Origin of the sequence: Streptomyces sp. NPDC005820 (assembly GCF_040630255.1) — a bacterium.
Classification (GTDB): Bacteria; Actinomycetota; Actinomycetes; order Streptomycetales; family Streptomycetaceae; genus Streptomyces.
Window position 1 is genome coordinate 37,696 of record NZ_JBEXXE010000024.1, and the last position, 16,085, is coordinate 53,780.

Sequence of the window (16,085 nt, forward strand, 5' to 3'; positions counted from 1 at the left end):
CTGTTCACTGTGAGTGTCCGCGATGGAGTGGCGACGATGAGCCCGGACTATCCGTTCGACGAGGCCGCGACGGCCCGGGTGGTCGTCGACGACACCGGCACGGTCGTCGGATGGAACGAGGGTGCCCGGACCCTGCTCGGCTGGGCGTCGCCCGAGGTCGTGGGCCGGCCCGCCGGTGAGCTGCTGGCCGGCCGAAGACCTCCGGCGCCCACCGGCCCCCGCTGGGACGGCATGCTCGGTCTGCGCCACCGGGACGGCCGGACCGTACGGGTGTGGCTGCTCGCCCACCACCGCCCCGCCCTCTACGACACCCCGGGCACCTGGCTCGTCGTGACCCCGCTCGCCGGAGACGGCGCCCGCACCACCGACGCCCCCCTGGACACGGCCGCGCTGGCCCAGTCGCCGTGCGCCGTCGCCGTCTACGACGAACAGCTGCGGCTGGCCCGGGTCAACGACGCGATGGCCGCGGCGATCGGCCTGCCCGAGGAGCGCATCAAGGGGCTGCGGCTCTCCGAGATCGGCGGCCGGCCGCAGAGCGCCGAGCTGGAGGCGCACATGATCCGGGTGCTCGCCAACGGGCGGGCGGAGGACATCCAGATCTACACCCGCACCGGCGGCGAGGACCGGGCGCACGCCTGGCTGGCCCGGTTCAAGCCGGTCACCGACGCCGCGGGCCGGGTGCGGGGCGTGTGCCTCGCCGCGCACGACTTCACCGAGAACTACCTCGCCCGCGAGCGGCTGCGCCTGGTCAACGAGGCCAGCGTGCGGATCGGCAGCACCCTCGACGTCACCCGGACGGCCCAGGAACTGGCCGAGGTGTGCGTGCCCGCGCTCGCCGACTTCGTCAGCGTCGATCTGCTGGACCTCCAGGACGGCGGGGAGCCGCCCGCCCGGCTCGTCGCCCCGCTGGACCTGCGCCGGGCCGCGCACCACTCCGTCAACCCGGGCAACCCGATGGCGGTGGCCAAGCCCGGGGACGTCCAGCACTATCCGGCGGGCTCGCCGCAGGCCGACTCGCTGATCGCGGGCCGCACCATCGTCGCCTCCGTGGACGAGCTGAACGCCTGGCTGGCCTGGGACACCCTGCGCGGCGAGCGGGTGCGCGAGTTCGGCATCCACTCCACGATGTCCGTGCCGATCCGGGCCCGGGGCGCGACCCTGGGCGTCGCGGTCCTCACCCGCTACCGGCGACCGGACCCCTTCACCCCGGACGACGTGCTGCTCGCCGAGGAGATCACCGCCCGGGCGGCCGTCTGCATCGACAACGCCCGACGCTTCTCCCGCGAGCGCGACACGGCCCTCGCCCTGCAGCGCAGCCTGCTGCCGCGGTCCCTGCCCAAGACGGTCGCCGTCGACGCCGCCTCCCGCTATCTGCCGGCCGCGCGCGCCGGGGTGGGCGGCGACTGGTTCGACGTGATCCCGCTGTCCGGGATGCGGGTCGCCATGGTCGTCGGCGACGTGGTCGGCCAGGGCATCCAGGCCTCGGCGACCATGGGCCGGCTGCGCACCGCCGTGCGCACCCTCGCCGACATCGACCTGGCCCCCGAAGAGCTGCTCACCCACCTCGACGATCTCGTCGTACGGCTGTCCGAGGAGGCCGGGAGTGAGGGCAACCCCGGCGAGGTCGGCGCGAGCTGCGTGTACGCGGTGTACGACCCGGTGTCCCGGCGGTGCACGCTGGCCCGGGCCGGACACCCCGCGCCGCTGCTGGTGCGGCCGGGCGCCGCGCCGCACCGGATCGATGTGCCCGCCGGTCCCGCGCTGGGCGTCGGCGGGCTGCCGTTCGAGTCGGCCGAGCTGGAGCTGACCGAGGGCAGTGTGCTCGCGTTCTACACGGACGGGCTGCTGGCGTCCGGCGAGCGGGACGCGGAGGCCGGTCACCGGCTGCTGAGCGAGGCCCTCGCCGCGTACTCGGACTCCCTGGACGAGACCTGCGACCGGGTGCTGCACGCGCTGCTGCCGGCCGGAGGCGTCGCCGACGACGTGGCGCTGCTGCTGGCGCGCACCCGCGGGCTGCCCGCGACGCAGGTCGCGACCTGGGACATCCCCGCCGATCCGGCGCTCGTCGCGCCGATCCGCAAGCAGGTCGTCGCCCAGCTGACGCACTGGGAGATGAGCGAGGCGTCGTTCACGGCCGAGCTGGTGGTCAGCGAGCTGGTCACCAACGCGATCCGGTACGGGGCGCATCCGATACGGCTGCGGTTGATCCACGATGCGAAGACGTTGATCTGTGAGGTGTCCGACACCAGTCACACCGCGCCGCATCTTCGGCGGGCGAAGACGTGGGACGAGGGCGGGCGGGGGTTGCTGCTGGTCGCGCAGCTCACGCAGCGGTGGGGCAGTCGGCATACCGCGGAGGGGAAGACGATCTGGGCGGAGCTGGGGTTGTTCGAGGAGGAGTAGGGCGTACGTCGTGGTGGGTTAGGTTGTAGGGCGGCTGCGGATCGTTGTGGGCTGGTCGCGCCCACGCGGCGGAGCCGCAGAATCAATGCAGCCCCGCGCCCCTGGGTGGGTGGACGGGCCCTGAACCACCATCTGAACCCGCTCCGGAGATCCGCCCTGAACGCCCCGCTCGCCGAAATTCTGTCCGTCTCGCTGCTTGTCGCCTCGCTTGTGTGGGCCGTGTTGCGTCCTGCCGGGCGGTCGGAGGCGTTCGTCGCCGTGCCGGCCGCTGTCGTGGCCGTGGGGCTGGGGGCGATCTCGCCGGGGCATGCGCTGGAGGAGGCCGAGCGGCTCGGGCCCGTCGTCGGGTTTCTCGCGGCGGTGCTGGTGCTCGCGCACCTGTGCGATGTCGAGGGGCTCTTCACGGCGTGCGGGGCGTGGATGGCGCGGCGGGCCGCGGGGCGGCCCCGGCGGCTGCTGACCGCGGTGTTCGTGCTGGCCTCCGTCATCACGGCCGTGCTCAGTCTGGACGCGACGGTGGTGCTGCTGACGCCGGTGGTGTTCGCCACGGCCGCCCGGATGGGGGTGCGCTCGAAGCCGCACGTCTACGCCTGCGCGCATCTGTCCAACACGGCCTCGCTGCTGCTGCCGGTGTCCAATCTGACGAACCTGCTGGCGTTCACGGCGAGCGGGCTGAGCTTCACCCGGTTCGCGGCGCTGATGGCACTGCCGTGGCTGGTCGCGGTGAGCCTGGAGTACGCGGTCTTCCGGCGCTTCTTCGCCGACGACCTGCCCGCCGGACCGGCCGGCGCGGAGGCCGTGCCCGACGCCGGACCGGCGCCCGAGGTGCCGGTGTTCGCGCTGGTCACGGTGGGGTGCACGCTGGCCGGGTTCGTGGTGGCCTCGGCGCTCGGGATCGAACCGGCGTGGGCGGCGTTCGCGGGCGCGCTGGTGATGGCCGGGCGGGCGCTGGCGCGGCGGCGGGTGACGCCGGTGGCCGTGGTGCGGTCCGCGGCGCCCGGTTTCCTGGCGTTCGTGCTCGCGCTCGGGATCGTGGTCCGGGCGGTCGTCGACAACGGGCTCGCGGCTGCGCTGCGGCACGCCCTGCCGGACGGCTCGGGGCTGCTCGCGCTGCTCGGCGTCGCCGCGGTGGCCGCCGTGCTCGCCAACCTGATCAACAATCTGCCCGCGGTCCTGGTGCTGGTCCCGCTGGCGGCCCCGGCCGGGACCGGCGCCGTCCTCGCGGTGCTCCTCGGGGTGAACATCGGCCCCAACCTGACGTACGCCGGCTCGCTCGCGACCCTGCTGTGGCGGCGGGTGGTGCAGGAGCGCGCGGAGCGGGTCGAGGTCGGGGAGTTCACCCGGCTCGGCCTGCTCACCGTGCCGGTCACGCTGGGCGCGGCGGTCGTGGCGCTGTGGGTGTCCCTCCAACTGGCCTGAGCCCGCCGCCGCGCCGGTGTCAGTGGCCTCCGCCGCCGGAGTAGGAGCCGTTTCCGGAGCCGTATCCGGAGCCGTATCCGCCGTACCCGCTGCCGGAGGAGCCGTAGCCCGAGCCGCCGTAGCCGTACCCGGAACCGCCGTAGCCGTATCCGGAGCCGCCGTCCTTGCCGCCCCAGGTGCAGTAGTACCAGGAGAAGTACGAGCAGGAGGTGCTGGACGAGGAGGAGGTGCCCGAGGAGCTCGTCGTCCTCGGGGTCGTCGGGGTGGCCGAGGGGGCCGGGTCGGACTTGGGCGTGGCCGACTTGGGGGTGGGAGTGGGCGTCGGGTCGGCGGACCCGGTGTCGTCGGCGCCCCAGTTGACGAACTCCATCTGGGGGTCGGGCTGCGAGGTGTCGATCACCCAGCGCTGGGAGGTTCCGTTCGCGCGGGTCTTCAGGACCAGGGCTCCCGAGCCGTCGGTGGCGGCGGGGGCGAGGGCCAGGTTCTGGTCGGAGCGCGGGACGAGCGTGCCCTGGAGGGTGAAGTCGTACCGGACGTTCTTGGCGGTCGCCGCGGAGGAGTCCGCGCACTCGCCGAGCCGCACGGAGTAGCCGAGGTGGGAGTCGAGGCACAGGTTCGGGTCGGCGGCGCTGCGCAGCAGTCCGTCGGTCTCGTACGTCCACTGCTGGCCGGCGTCGGAGGAGCAGGTGGCGAGTTCGATTTCGGCGCCCTTGGCGGCCTTGCCGCCGGCGACGCCGATGCACAGCCCGGAGGCGACGTTGTGCAGTCGGCCGCGCAGGGTGCCCTGGGTCTCCTCGTCGGCGATCCAGGACGGGCTGTCGGTGGCGGTGTCGGTGCCCGCCGACGGGGTCTTCGCGCCTTCGCCCGCGGTCGTGCCGGTGCCGCCGTCGGAGCCGAGGGCGGCCCACACCACGAGCGGGAGGACGACCATGCCGCTGACGGTCAGGACGGCGGCCGTGAGGTTGCGGCGGCGGGCGGCCCGGCGGGCCGCCTTGCGGTCCGAGCGGCGGGACGCGGGACGCAGGGCGATCTCGGCCCCCGAGCCGGTACCGGCCGGCGGACGGGGCGCCTCGGCCCGGTTCCGCGCGGCGGACGCGACGGTCTGCGCCGGGGCGTCGGCGGGCGTCCGGGGCGCGGCCGGTTCGCCGTCGAAGGCCTCGCCCACGGCGGCCGGACGGCGGTCCCGCTCCGGCGCCGCCGTGCGTTCGCGTCCGTCCGCGGTGGCCCTGCCCTCCAGGTAGGCGCCGGCCGCCCAGCCCAGGATGCCCTCGGCCAGGGCGACGCCGAGGAGGCCCTCGAACTGCAGGAGCTGGTCGGCGGTGTGCGCACAGTGCCGGCACTGCTCGGTGTGGCCGCGCAGGTCGGGGTCGACGTCGATACCGCGGCGGCGGCAGGTGACGTCCAGCAGGCGGTGGTAGCGGTGGCACTCGTCGTCGGTGGCCTGTTCGCGGTGGACCTGGAGGACCTCCTCGCGCAACCGCTCGCGGGAGCGCCGCAGTTCGACGTGGGCGCCTTCCTCGTCGAGGCCGAGCAGTCCGGCCGGGATCGCGAGGGGTTCGGCCTCGGCCTCGGTGTGCCAGAGCAGGCAGCGGGCCGACTGGGGCAGCCGCTGGAAGGCGCGGGCGATCATGCGCCGGTTGGCCGGCGGGAGGAGTCGGGCGGCGACCGGCGTGCCCTCGTCGTCCTGGACGCGCAGGGCGGGGTGGAGCAGGTCACGGCGGCCGTCGGCGTCCCACTCGGCGGCCAGCCGGCGGACGGTGGCCAGCAGATGGGGGCGCCAGGCGGCGGTCGGTCCGTCCTGGTGCTGGGTCGCGCCGAACAGCCGGGTGAAGGCGGCGGTGGTGAGCATTCCGGCCGCGCGTTCGCCGTCGGTGCACAGCCGCGCGTAGGCGAAGGCCGCCTCCCAGTGCCGGTCCAGCAACTCACCGACGGGGTGGAGTGCGGGCGCCTCCCCCGTCCATTGGGTCAGTTCCGCGCTCAGCTGTTCGTCCGTCGCGTCGAGGCGGCGAGCCGAAGGGGAATTCGACAGGCCTGCGTCATTCAAGGCTGCATTCCTCCTGGAGGCATGTCCGGGGGGAGCGGGACATGCGGCAATAGGCAGGGTTCGACACCTGTGAAGTCAGCGGAGGAGCCGGCTCTTTTGAAGCATGGGGGGTGCGACGGAACACAGGGGCCTCGCGCGCACAGGGGAGAAAACGTTGTCCGTGCGCCGACACGCCACACCTTCGCACAGCCGGACCAGGAGGAACAAGAGATCTCGCGGTTTCGTGCACAGTGTGCGGAGCCCGGGAATTGACGAAACGTCAATGCACTGTCTGAGTTAGGGAGGGTCCCGGTATCGGTGTCCCTTTTTGCCGTCGTTTTCAGGGGCCGTTTCCCGGGACGTCCATTGTGGCCCGTATTCCGTCCCGGTACGCGCCGGGGGGCCTGCCGTAGCGGGCGCGGAACACCCGGGTGAAGTGGAAGGGGCTCACGAATCCGGAGGCCGCCGCGACGCGTTCCACGGGGAGATCGGTGCCTTCCAGCAGTCGGGCGGCGTGCCGCAGCCGTGCCTCGCGCAGCGCCCGCATCGGGGACTGTCCGGTCTGCTCGGCGAAGAGGTGGGACAGCCGGGAGGGGGACAGCGCGACCCGCGCGGCGAGGGAGCCGACGGTGTGCGGGGCACCCGGATCGGCGGCGAGGATCGCCTGGACGCGCCGGACGCGCTCGTCGAGGCCTGGCGGCGGGAGAGGCGCACGGGCGGCGGCCGTGGTGAGCAGGACGGCCTCCTCCAGTGCGCACAGGGCGAGTTCGCGGGCGGCGGTGCCGTGCGCCACGACGATGCCGGAGCCTTCCGGCGCCTCCTGCGCTCCCCCGGTCCACCGGGCGTCGGCGTGCAGGCGCCGGAACGCGGCCTCGACGCGCGGGCGCAGGGCCGCGGGGACGGGGGTCACGGCGTACAGGCCGTCGTCGGTGCCGTACGGGCGCAGCCAGGGGGTCCAGGACGGGCGGGCCTGGCAGTGCGCCCACCAGAACCGCCAGTGTGCGGCGCCGGGTTCGACGGCGTAGCCGTGCGGGACGCCCGGCGCCAGGACGACCAGATCGCCGGTGCCGGCCCGGACCTCGCTCGCGCCCTGCCACAGCCGGCCCCGGCCGCCGGTCGTCCAGGTGAACAGCCAGCTGTCCGCTCCCCGGGGCCGGTCGACGCCGTACCCGGGGCCCTCGTCGAAGTGGGCGGCCACCACCAGACCGGGCGGCGGGGAGGGGTCCCCGGGCCCGACAGGGACGGGCAGGTCGTCAGCAGGCATGGGCATCCTCCGGTGGGCCGGGTCCGCCTCACGATAAGGGGGCCGATCGAGGAGGGCACACATGCTGCAGCAGTACGAGAAGGACGGGTTCACCGTCGTCCGGGGGCTGTTCGGGTACGAGGAAGTGGAGCGCCTGCGTGCGGAGTTCACGGGGCTCCAGGCGGCGGGGCGGGCGGTGCCGGGGCACTTCGAACCGCGCGCCGGGGACGATCCGCTGGACCGGTATCCGAGGGTGATGCATCCGCACGAGATCAGCGCGCTCGCCCGGCGGGTGCTGCTGGACGGGCGGTTGCGGGAGGTGCTGGAGACGCTGCTGGGCGAGGAGGTGCTGGCCGCGCAGAGCATGTTCTATTTCAAGCCGCCGGGGGCGCGGGGGCAGGCGCTGCACCAGGACAACTTCTATCTGCGGGTGGAGCCGGGCACGTGTGTGGCGGCCTGGCTGGCGTGCGACGAGATCGATCGCGGGAACGGGGGGCTGGAAGTCGTTCCCGGTACGCATCGGATGGAGGTGTTCTGTCCGGAGGAGGCGAATGCGGAGGTGTCGTTCGCTCGGGAGTATGTGCCGCCGCCGGCCGGGCTGGCGCCCGTGCCGGTGGACATGGCGCCGGGGGATGTCCTGTTCTTCAACGGGAGTCTGGTGCACGGGTCTCCGCCGAACCGGAGCGCGGACCGGTTCCGGCGGTCGTTCATCGGGCACTACGTGGGGCGGTCGACGGAGCGGATCGGGCGGTATTACCGGACCATGACCATGAGTGGGGCGCGGGTTTCCCTGCGGGAGAGTGAAGGCGCGGGGCCCTGTGGGACGGAGTTCGCGTCGCCAAGGGGTGCGCACTAGCTCGGGCGCGCTTCAGTGGCCGGCGATGGGATGGGGGGTGTAGGGCTGCTCCAGTTCCCCCAGTTCCTCTTCGGTCAGGTGGAGTTGGGTCGCCGCCACCGCGTCCTCGATGTGCCGGGGCTTCGAGGCGCCGACGATCGGGGCCGTGACCTGGGGCCGGTGGAGGAGCCAGGACAGGGCCACCTGGGCGCGGGGGATCTCGCGGGTGGCGGCGATGCGGGAGACCGCCTCGACGATGGTGTGGTCGCCCTCGAGGTAGAGGGTGCCGCCGAAGGTGTCCGTGGCGCTGCGCTCGGTGCGGGTTCCCCAGTCGCGGGTGAGGCGGCCCCGGGCCAGGGGGCTCCAGGGCAGGACGCCCACGCCCTGGTCGGCGCAGAGCGGCAGCATCTCGCGCTCCTCCTCGCGGTAGAGGAGGTTGTAGTGGTTCTGCATGGAGACGAACTTGGTCCAGCCGTGCCGTTCGGCGGTGTACTGCATCTTGGAGAACTGCCAGGCGTACATCGAACTCGCCCCGATGTAACGGACCTTGCCCGCCTTGACCACGTCGTGCAGCGCCTCCATCGTCTCCTCGACCGGGGTGTACGGGTCGTAGCGGTGGATCTGGTAGAGGTCGACGTGGTCGGTGCCGAGGCGGGTCAGGCTGTGGTCGAGTTCGGAGAGGATCGCCTTGCGGGAGAGGCCGCCGCCGTTGGGGCCCGGGCGCATCCGGCCGTGCACCTTCGTGGCGAGGACGATCTCGTCGCGGCGGGCGAAGTCGCGCAGCGCCCGGCCGACGATCTCCTCGCTGGTGCCGTCGGAGTAGACGTTCGCGGTGTCGAAGAAGGTGATGCCGGCGTCCAGCGCCTGCCGGATCAGCGGGCGCGCGGCCTCCTCGTCGAGGGTCCATTCGTGTGCGCCCCGGTCGGGCAGGCCGTAGGTCATGCAGCCCAGACAGATCCGCGACACGTCCAGGCCCGTCGAACCGAGCTTCACGTACTGCATCGATGCTGCTCCTGACTCGGTGGGGAGTACACAGAGGGGAGCCTACGTCGGCGCGGGGCGCTGCCCCGGGTGACTCACTCCACCAGGTCCAGCGCCCGTTCCCAGCCGAACTCCCCGCCCTGGTGGGGCGGTCCGAAGCGGACGCCCAGGCCGCGCAGCCGTATGAGACTGTCCTGGTAGGCGGGGTGGGCGGCGAGGCCGTCGGAGACGCAGGTCAGGACGCCGACCGGGACGCCCTGGCCGGTCACCTCGCACAGGGTGCCGAGGGCGAGGGTGTCGGCGATGCCCGCCGCCCACTTGTTGATCGTGTTGAAGGTGGCCGGGGCGACGACGACCGCGTCCGGGTCGGGGAAGGGACGCGGGTCCCCGGGGCTCCGCCAGGCGGAGCGGATCGGCCGGCCGGTCTGTGCCTCGACGGCGGCGGTGTCGAAGAAGCCGTTCATGGCGTGCGGGGTGGCGATGACCCCGACCTGCCAGTCCCGTTCCCGGGCGGCGGTGATCAGTCTGCCGACGCCCGAGGCGATGCCGGCGGCGCAGACGACGACATAGAGGAAGGGCGGCTTCTCGTCCGGTGCGGTCACCCGGGAACCCTATGCGAGCGGGAAGGACAGCCCTCGCTCGGACTCGGGGCGCGGGCCGTGGAGGCGGCGGTCCCGCTCGTCCATCCGTACGTCGTTGATGCCGGCCTCGCGGCGGGTCATCAGGCCGCGCTCGTCGAACTCCCAGAGTTCGTTGCCGTACGAGCGCCACCACTGGCCGTCGGCATCCCGCGACTCGTACTGGAAGCGGACGGCGATGCGGTTCCCGTCGAAGGCCCACAGGTCCTTGCGCAGGGCGTACTCGTGCTCGCGGGCCCATTTGGCGGTCAGGAAGTCGACGATCGCGGCGCGGCCGGCGAGGAAGGTGTCGCGGTTGCGCCAGACGGAGTCCTCAGAGTAGGCGAGCGCGACGCGGTGCGGGTCGCGGGTGTTCCAGGCGTCCTCGGCGGCCTGGACCTTCTGTGCGGCGGTCTCCCGGGTGAAGGGCGGGAAGGGCGGACGGGGGTCGGACATGGGGCTCCTCCTGGGGGTGCGGGGCCGACGGCACCTGGAGAACGTGCGTTCTCCGGTACGCTGCCACCGTAGAGAACGGCCGTTCTCATCGTCAAGGAGGACCGGCGAGGAGAGCGCGCGAGGAGGATCGGGAGCACGGTGATGGTGGCCATGGACGGCGCGACGGCCCGCGAACAGGCGCTCGACGCCGCGGAGATGCTGTTCTACGGGCGGGGTGTGCAGTCCGTGGGGATGGACGAGGTCCGGGCCGCCTCGGGGGTCTCGCTCAAGCGGCTGTATCAGCTCTTCCCCGCGAAGGAAGTACTGGTGGAGGCGTATCTGGAGCGGCGGGACCTGCGCTGGCGGGGGCGGCTCGCGGAGTTCGTGGCGCGGCGGGAGGAGCCCCGGGAGCGGATCCTCGCGGTGTTCGACTGGCTGGAGGAGTGGTTCGCGGAGCCGGACTTCCGGGGCTGTGCCTGGATCAACGCCTACGGCGAGCTGGGCGCGACCTCGGAGCGGGTGGCGGACCGGGTACGGGCGCACAAGCGGGCGTTCCGGGAGTATCTCGGCGCGCTGGTCGCCGAGGCCGGTCTGCCCGGCGCCCTGGCCGGACCGCTGTTCCTGCTGGCCGAGGGCGCGATGGTGACGGCCGGGATCGAGGGGGCGACGGCGCCGGCCGCACAGGCGCGGGAGGCGGCCCGGCTGCTGCTGGGGTGAGCGTCAGTCGAGGGGCAGGGGGTCGCGCAGGTCCACCGCGAATCCGGCGCGGTCGAGGACGTCGGCGCCGAGCTCGCTCACCAGTGCCGGGACGAGGCCCGGCCCGCCGCCGGGCAGCACCACGGCCTCGGTCGTGCCGGCGACCGCCTCCAGATCGGCCGGCCCCCGCCCCGCCGGGAGGGCGACACGGGCCTCGAACACCGGCCGTCCCTCCACCGCGGCGAGGGTGAGCACGGGGTGGGGCGCCGTGCGCAGTCCGGCTTGTGCGGCGAAGGCCCGCTCCCGGGCGTCCTCGCCGGTGAACACGCACGCGTCGGCCGGCACCGCCGGGATCCCGTCGCGGGCGGTGGCGGCCACCGCCCGCTCGAAGATCGCCGGGCTGTTCTTCGCACCCCAGAGCACCAGCGCCGCGTCGGGGAAGCGGCCCGGGAACGCGGTGTGCAGGGCGGACGCGGCCCGGGCGGCGGCCTCTTCGCCCGGGCCGGGGTTGGACACGATCCCCTTGCGCACCTCGCCGAAGGAGTCGAGCACGGCCAGGACGCGCGGCCGGGGCCGCAGGGTCAGGGAACCGTCGGCCTCGACGGCCGCGTCCGCGAGGGTCGCTCCGATGTCGAAGAAGAGCACGGGCATGTCGGCGCCTCCGCACGATGATCCGGTTCCCCGTCGACCCTGGCGCACCGGGCCGTGCGCAGCAACCCGGGCGGCGATCCGCGCGGGGCGCACGGAGGCTTGTCTCCTTGGCCGTTCACACCCCGGGAGCCCCCCGGTCAAGATGCTCAGCGGGGCGGTGGCGCCGTCCCTTAGCTCCGGGTCGTCCGGCCGGTCCGGACAGCTTGACAGGGAGTTCGGCCACATCGGTGACAGGGGCAGGATGGCCGGAAGCGTCCCCCGGGAAAACCACTTGCCGACGGGTGGGGGCGGGCCGCAGGATCCGGCCATGTCTCGTTTCACCGTTCTCGTGCCGCCGCTGTCCGACGCCGTCCTTCCGGCGCGGCTCCAGCAGCAGCCCGGCCGTCCCCGGAGGCCCGAGCCCGCGCGTCCATGACGGCCGCGCTCGTCGCGGGCCTGATCGCGGGCTACGGCATCGCCGTACCCGTCGGGGCCGTCGCGACCTACCTCGTCTCCCTCACCGCCCGTACCTCTCTGCGCACCGGCGCGTGCGCCGCGCTCGGGGTCGCCACGGCCGACGGGCTCTACGCCCTGCTGGCCACCGTCGGCGGATCCGCTCTCGCCGCCGCGCTGCGGCCGGTGCTGGTGCCGCTGCGCTGGGCCTCGGCCCTGGTGCTGCTGGTCCTCGCGGCGCGCGGCGCGCTGACGGCCGTACGCCAGTACCGGACCCACCGGCTCACCACCCGCTCCGTGCCGACACCGCCGAACGCCGCCCGGGCCTACCTCGGTCTGCTCGGCATCACGCTGCTCAACCCGACCACCGTCGTCTACTTCGCCGCGCTGGTGCTCGGCACCGGCACCACGGGCGCCGTACGGCCCCTGGAACAGGGCGTGTTCGTGCTGGCGGCCTTCGCCGCCTCCGCGAGCTGGCAGCTGCTGCTGGCCGGGGGCGGCGCCCTGCTCGGCCGGGCTCTGACCGGTCACCGGGGGCGGCTCGCGACCGCGCTGGTGTCGAGCGGGGTGATGACCGTGCTGGCCGTGGGGATGGTGGTGTAGGCGGTGCGGCCCGGGCGGTCAGGGCGGTCAGGGGGCGAAGGCGCGGGCCACGGCCAGGCTGTCCTCGTAGACGTGGTGGCGGACGACGAGTCCGCCGGTGACGGTGAGGTGCAGGGCGAATCCGGCCCGGTAGGGGCGGCCGGTGGGGGCGGCGGTCTGGCGGATCTCGCCCAGCACCACGGCGTCGGCGCCGTCGACGAGGACGTGTCCGACCCGGGTGTCCGCCGCCCCTGGCGTGTGGTGGGCGGCCAGGGCCCGGTAGTGGTCGGCGGCGTCGGCCCGGGTGGCGCGGTGCCGGATCCAGGGCGTCCCGGTGCGGCCGTGTTCGTCCTCGGGCCAGGACAGCCGCCAGTCGACGCCGTCGGCGTACAGCGCGGCGATCCGCTCGGGGTCGCCCTCGGCGATACGGCGCAACAGCTCCTCGACGACGGCGCGGGTCCCGGCGCCGGCGCTGGTGTCGGTCGTCTTCGTCATGACCCCGAGTGTGCCGGTGGGGTGCGGGCGGCGCGATTACCCGCGAGGTAAGGGTGCACTCGTAGGGGGCGGGCCGGGTGCGGATGATTCACGGGGGCGCCGGTGTTGAATGCGGACAGCCGGTCGGACCGACCACGCGACGGAATGCGATGCATACGACGAAAGGGACGGATGTCATGCCTCTCGACGGCGAGTACGAGCCCAGCCCGACCCAGTGGGTGCGCGACCAAGTGGAGTTGTACGAGAGCTCCGGCGGCACCGAGGGGACGACGCTGATGGACACGGGGATGCCCGTCATCCTGCTGACCACCCGGGGCGCCAGGAGCGGCAAGCTCCGCAAGACCCCGCTGATGCGGGTCGAGCACGACGGACGCTACGCGCTCGTCGCCTCCCAGGGCGGGGCGCCCACCCACCCGGTCTGGTACCACAACCTCAAGGCCGCCCCGGAGGTGGAGCTCCAGGACGGGCCCGAGAAGCAGGACATGACGGTCCGCCAGATCAGCGGGGCGGAGAAGGCCCAGTGGTGGGAGCGGGCCGTCGCCGCGTATCCGCCGTACGCCGAATACCAGGAGAAGACCGACCGGGAGATACCCGTGTTCGTCGCCGAGCCGGCGGCCGGCTGACCCCCGGCGGCGGCGGACGCGTGATCCCACGGTGGCGGCGAACGCGTAGAAGAATCCGCCGCCGGGGCGCATGAACCGGCCCGCACCGGGCACGCGACCGTCAGGCCCCGCCGCGCTCCCCCGTCGCGGCGGGGCTCTTGCGTGCCTCGGGCGGCGGACGGTCGGTGACATCGAGGAAGATCTCGTCCGCCTCGGGGACGGCCTCGCCGATGGAACGCTTGATCCGGTCGGCGGCCTCCTCCACACGCTCTCCCCCACTCTCGACTTCGCTCGAGCGGGGGGACCCCCAGTCCAGGCCCGGCATCAGGTCCACCCGGGCGGCGACGAGAGCCGTGTCGAGGCCCGTCTTCATGGTGAACAGCGCCTCCACGCTGTCGATCTCCGGCTCGGCGGCCAGCAGTTCCCGGATCCGGGAGCCGGTCTCGGGGTCGGCGGCCTCGCCGATGAGCTGGTCGCGGGCCTCCCGGCCGAGGTGGAACGCGACGTACACGAGGAGCGCGCCGATCGCCAGCGAGGCGGACGCCTCCCACACGACGTTCCCGGTGACCATGTGCAGCGCCATGCCGGCGGCGGCCAGGGTGACGCCCAGTACGGCGGTGCCGCCCTCGGCGACGACGGTGCGCAGCGCCGGGTCGCGCAGCCGGGCGGCGCCGCCCTGCCGGCGCACCTGGTGCAGGGCGCGCAGGAGGGAGGCGCCCTCGGCGAGGAGGGCGACGCCGAGGACGATCAGGCCGGCCACATAGCCGCCGGTCTTCTCGTCGGCGCCGGTCCTGAGCGCCTCGGTGCCCTGGAAGAAGGAGAAGCAGCCGCCCATGACGAAGATCCCCACGGCGGCGAGGAGCGACCAGAAGAAGCGTTCCTTGCCGTAGCCGAAGGGGTGCCGCCGGTCGGCCGGGCGACGGCTGCGGCGCAGCGCGGCCAGCAGGAACACCTCGTTGAGGCTGTCGGCGACGGAGTGCGCGGCCTCCGACAGCAGCGCGGGCGAGCCCGCCAGCAGACCCCCGGCCGTCTTGGCGGCGGCGATGACGAGGTTGGCGGCGAGGGCGACCAGGACGGTGAGGCGTGTCCTGCGGTCGGCCCGCGTCCGTCGGGCCGTGCCGCTCGTCGGCTTCGGTGTTGTCCCGCTCACGCGAGCCGACTGCCCCGGCAGGTCGGGATCACACCGTGCCGTCGGCGGAAATCGGGGAACGCGGTCAGGAGGACGCGGGCCGGGAAGCCCGGTGCGAGCGGCGGGGAGGTCGCAGATGCGTGCGGGAGGTTCCACATGAGTGGCGGACGGGGCGGTGCCGGGGCCGATGGCAACAGCGGGTACGGGCACCGGCGGTTCCAGCGGTCCAGGAGTCACTTCACGGACCGGATCACCGCGGACGGCCGGGACGGCTGGCCGGTGGAGGCCGGGCGCTACCGTCTGGTGGTCAGCCGTGCCTGCCCGTGGGCGAGCCGGGCGGTGATCTCGCGGCGGCTGCTCGGTCTGGAGGACGCGCTGTCGATGGCGGTCGCCGATCCGATCCAGGACGACCGCAGTTGGCGATTCACCCTCGATCCGGACGACCGTGACCCGGTGCTCGGAATCCGCCACCTCAGCGAGGCCTACGACCGCCGGGAGACCGGCTATCCGAGCGGGGTCAGCGTGCCGGCGATCGTGGACGTGCCCAGCGGACGGCTGGTGACCAACGACTACCAGCGGATCACCCTCGACCTGGCCACCGAGTGGCGGGCCCTGCACCGCCCCGGGGCGCCCGACCTCTACCCCGAGGAGCTGCGCGCCGAGATCGACACGGTGATGGCCGAGGTGTACGAGGACGTCAACAACGGGGTGTACCGGGCGGGCTTCGCGCGGGGGCAGGAGGAGTACGAGGAGGCCTGTGCGGCCGTCTTCCGGCGGCTGGAGCTGCTGAGTTCGCGGCTCGCGCGGCAGCGGTATCTGGTCGGCGACACGATCACCGAGGCCGACGTCCGGCTGTTCACCACGCTGGTCCGCTTCGACGCCGTCTACCACGGGCACTTCAAGTGCAACCGCCGCAAGCTCACGGAGGACCCGGTGTTGTGGGCGTACGCCCGGGACCTCTACCAGACGCCGGGATTCGGTGACACCGTCGACTTCGACCACGTCAAGCGGCACTACTACCAGGTGCACACCGGGATCAATCCGACGAGGATCGTTCCCGTCGGCCCGGACCTGGCGGGCTGGCCGACCCCGCACGGCCGGGAGCGGCTCGGTGGCCGGCCCTTCGGCAACGGCACCGCGCCGGGGCCGGTCCGCGCGGACGAGGAGGTGCCGGCGCGGGGGCGGCCCTGATCGGCTCAAGGAGGAGGACTCGGTGGCCAAGAACAAGAAGAGGAAGCTCCCGCTCGTCTACCAGCCCGTCGGTTTCGTCCTCGGCTGGGCGAGCGGCGCGCTGGCCGGGGTCGCGTTCCGCAAGGCGTGGAAGGCGATCCGCCACGAGGACGACGCCCCCGACGCCCTGGACCGCGATCGCGGCTGGGCCGAGATCCTGCTGGCCGCGGCGCTCCAGGGCGCGATCTTCGCAGCGGCCCGCAGCGCGGCCGACCGCACGGGCGCGAAGGCCATCGAACGGTCGACGGGGGCATGGCCGACGAAGGAGAAGGGGGGCCGGGCTTGAGGGGGCGGGCTTGAGGGGGCGGGCTT

General features: G+C 73.6%; 16 protein-coding genes. 8 read left to right on the forward strand and 8 right to left on the reverse strand.

Annotated features, from left to right (window positions below; translation table 11 throughout):
• Positions 1-36 precede the first annotated feature (36 nt).
• Positions 37-2,403 carry a SpoIIE family protein phosphatase gene (locus ABZ464_RS27955; RefSeq protein WP_359280823.1) on the forward strand — a complete coding sequence of 789 codons (2,367 nt, stop codon included), beginning with the start codon at positions 37-39 and terminating at the stop codon, positions 2,401-2,403.
• Between the two features lie 156 nt (positions 2,404-2,559).
• Positions 2,560-3,822, forward strand: coding sequence for an SLC13 family permease (locus ABZ464_RS27960; RefSeq protein WP_359281086.1), 1,263 nt, complete (start codon positions 2,560-2,562; stop codon positions 3,820-3,822).
• A gap of 19 nt (positions 3,823-3,841) precedes the next feature.
• Here ABZ464_RS27960 and ABZ464_RS27965 read toward each other — a convergent pair whose 3' ends face one another.
• Positions 3,842-5,866 carry an RICIN domain-containing protein gene (locus ABZ464_RS27965; protein WP_359280825.1) on the reverse strand — a complete coding sequence of 675 codons (2,025 nt, stop codon included), beginning with the start codon at positions 5,864-5,866 and terminating at the stop codon, positions 3,842-3,844.
• A gap of 319 nt (positions 5,867-6,185) precedes the next feature.
• Positions 6,186-7,109 carry a helix-turn-helix domain-containing protein gene (locus ABZ464_RS27970; protein ID WP_359280827.1) on the reverse strand — a complete coding sequence of 308 codons (924 nt, stop codon included), beginning with the start codon at positions 7,107-7,109 and terminating at the stop codon, positions 6,186-6,188.
• Between the two features lie 61 nt (positions 7,110-7,170).
• Between ABZ464_RS27970 and ABZ464_RS27975 the strand changes: the two genes are divergently transcribed.
• A complete protein-coding gene (locus ABZ464_RS27975; RefSeq protein ID WP_359280830.1) occupies positions 7,171-7,944 on the forward strand; it encodes a phytanoyl-CoA dioxygenase family protein in 774 nt (257 codons plus the stop codon).
• Positions 7,945-7,956: 12 nt separating this feature from the next.
• Here ABZ464_RS27975 and ABZ464_RS27980 read toward each other — a convergent pair whose 3' ends face one another.
• From ABZ464_RS27980 to ABZ464_RS27990, 3 genes are all read right to left on the reverse strand, one after another.
• On the reverse strand, positions 7,957-8,925 hold the full coding sequence (locus tag ABZ464_RS27980; RefSeq protein WP_359280831.1) for an aldo/keto reductase: 969 nt from the start codon (positions 8,923-8,925) through the stop codon (positions 7,957-7,959).
• Positions 8,926-8,999: 74 nt separating this feature from the next.
• Positions 9,000-9,506 (reverse strand): flavoprotein, encoded by a 507-nt coding sequence (locus ABZ464_RS27985; RefSeq protein WP_359280834.1) that lies wholly within the window; start codon positions 9,504-9,506, stop codon positions 9,000-9,002.
• Between the two features lie 9 nt (positions 9,507-9,515).
• Positions 9,516-9,977 carry a nuclear transport factor 2 family protein gene (locus ABZ464_RS27990; protein WP_359280837.1) on the reverse strand — a complete coding sequence of 154 codons (462 nt, stop codon included), beginning with the start codon at positions 9,975-9,977 and terminating at the stop codon, positions 9,516-9,518.
• 150 nt (positions 9,978-10,127) lie between these two features.
• Between ABZ464_RS27990 and ABZ464_RS27995 the strand changes: the two genes are divergently transcribed.
• Positions 10,128-10,673, forward strand: a complete 546-nt coding sequence (locus ABZ464_RS27995) for a TetR/AcrR family transcriptional regulator (protein ID WP_359281088.1) — start codon at positions 10,128-10,130, stop codon at positions 10,671-10,673.
• A gap of 3 nt (positions 10,674-10,676) precedes the next feature.
• On the opposite strand, the gene ABZ464_RS28000 is transcribed toward ABZ464_RS27995, so the two are convergent.
• On the reverse strand, positions 10,677-11,303 hold the full coding sequence (locus ABZ464_RS28000; RefSeq protein ID WP_359280840.1) for an HAD family hydrolase: 627 nt from the start codon (positions 11,301-11,303) through the stop codon (positions 10,677-10,679).
• 411 nt (positions 11,304-11,714) lie between these two features.
• Here ABZ464_RS28000 and ABZ464_RS28005 point away from each other — a divergent pair, with 411 nt between their 5' ends.
• Entirely contained in the window at positions 11,715-12,338 is a 624-nt protein-coding gene (locus ABZ464_RS28005; RefSeq protein ID WP_359280843.1) for a LysE family transporter, read from the forward strand.
• A gap of 27 nt (positions 12,339-12,365) precedes the next feature.
• Here ABZ464_RS28005 and ABZ464_RS28010 read toward each other — a convergent pair whose 3' ends face one another.
• Positions 12,366-12,812: a nuclear transport factor 2 family protein gene (locus tag ABZ464_RS28010; protein WP_359280846.1), complete on the reverse strand. Its 447-nt coding sequence runs from the start codon at positions 12,810-12,812 to the stop codon at positions 12,366-12,368.
• Between the two features lie 176 nt (positions 12,813-12,988).
• Here ABZ464_RS28010 and ABZ464_RS28015 point away from each other — a divergent pair, with 176 nt between their 5' ends.
• Positions 12,989-13,435, forward strand: coding sequence for a nitroreductase family deazaflavin-dependent oxidoreductase (locus ABZ464_RS28015; RefSeq protein WP_359280849.1), 447 nt, complete (start codon positions 12,989-12,991; stop codon positions 13,433-13,435).
• Positions 13,436-13,535: 100 nt separating this feature from the next.
• Here ABZ464_RS28015 and ABZ464_RS28020 read toward each other — a convergent pair whose 3' ends face one another.
• Complete coding sequence (locus ABZ464_RS28020) at positions 13,536-14,564, reverse strand: cation diffusion facilitator family transporter (protein ID WP_359280851.1); 1,029 nt, start codon at positions 14,562-14,564, stop codon at positions 13,536-13,538.
• Between the two features lie 135 nt (positions 14,565-14,699).
• On the opposite strand from ABZ464_RS28020, the gene ABZ464_RS28025 reads away from it, so the two are divergent.
• Entirely contained in the window at positions 14,700-15,734 is a 1,035-nt protein-coding gene (locus ABZ464_RS28025; protein ID WP_359280854.1) for a glutathione S-transferase C-terminal domain-containing protein, read from the forward strand.
• A 22-nt stretch (positions 15,735-15,756) separates the two neighbouring features.
• Positions 15,757-16,059, forward strand: a complete 303-nt coding sequence (locus ABZ464_RS28030) for a DUF4235 domain-containing protein (protein ID WP_359280856.1) — start codon at positions 15,757-15,759, stop codon at positions 16,057-16,059.
• Positions 16,060-16,085 lie beyond the last annotated feature (26 nt).

Excerpts from the sequence above, each read along its gene's own strand:
- ABZ464_RS27955 (WP_359280823.1), top strand. The coding sequence starts at position 37 with ATGAGCCCGGACTATCCGTTCGACGAGGCCGCGACGGCCCGGGTGGTC.
- ABZ464_RS27970 (WP_359280827.1), bottom strand. The coding sequence starts at position 7,109 with ATGCCTGCTGACGACCTGCCCGTCCCTGTCGGGCCCGGGGACCCCTCC.
- ABZ464_RS27975 (WP_359280830.1), top strand. The coding sequence starts at position 7,171 with ATGCTGCAGCAGTACGAGAAGGACGGGTTCACCGTCGTCCGGGGGCTG.
- ABZ464_RS27980 (WP_359280831.1), bottom strand. The coding sequence starts at position 8,925 with ATGCAGTACGTGAAGCTCGGTTCGACGGGCCTGGACGTGTCGCGGATC.
- ABZ464_RS27990 (WP_359280837.1), bottom strand. The coding sequence starts at position 9,977 with ATGTCCGACCCCCGTCCGCCCTTCCCGCCCTTCACCCGGGAGACCGCC.
- ABZ464_RS27995 (WP_359281088.1), top strand. The coding sequence starts at position 10,128 with ATGGACGGCGCGACGGCCCGCGAACAGGCGCTCGACGCCGCGGAGATG.
- ABZ464_RS28000 (WP_359280840.1), bottom strand. The coding sequence starts at position 11,303 with ATGCCCGTGCTCTTCTTCGACATCGGAGCGACCCTCGCGGACGCGGCC.
- ABZ464_RS28005 (WP_359280843.1), top strand. The coding sequence starts at position 11,715 with ATGACGGCCGCGCTCGTCGCGGGCCTGATCGCGGGCTACGGCATCGCC.
- ABZ464_RS28010 (WP_359280846.1), bottom strand. The coding sequence starts at position 12,812 with ATGACGAAGACGACCGACACCAGCGCCGGCGCCGGGACCCGCGCCGTC.
- ABZ464_RS28015 (WP_359280849.1), top strand. The coding sequence starts at position 12,989 with ATGCCTCTCGACGGCGAGTACGAGCCCAGCCCGACCCAGTGGGTGCGC.
- ABZ464_RS28025 (WP_359280854.1), top strand. The coding sequence starts at position 14,700 with ATGAGTGGCGGACGGGGCGGTGCCGGGGCCGATGGCAACAGCGGGTAC.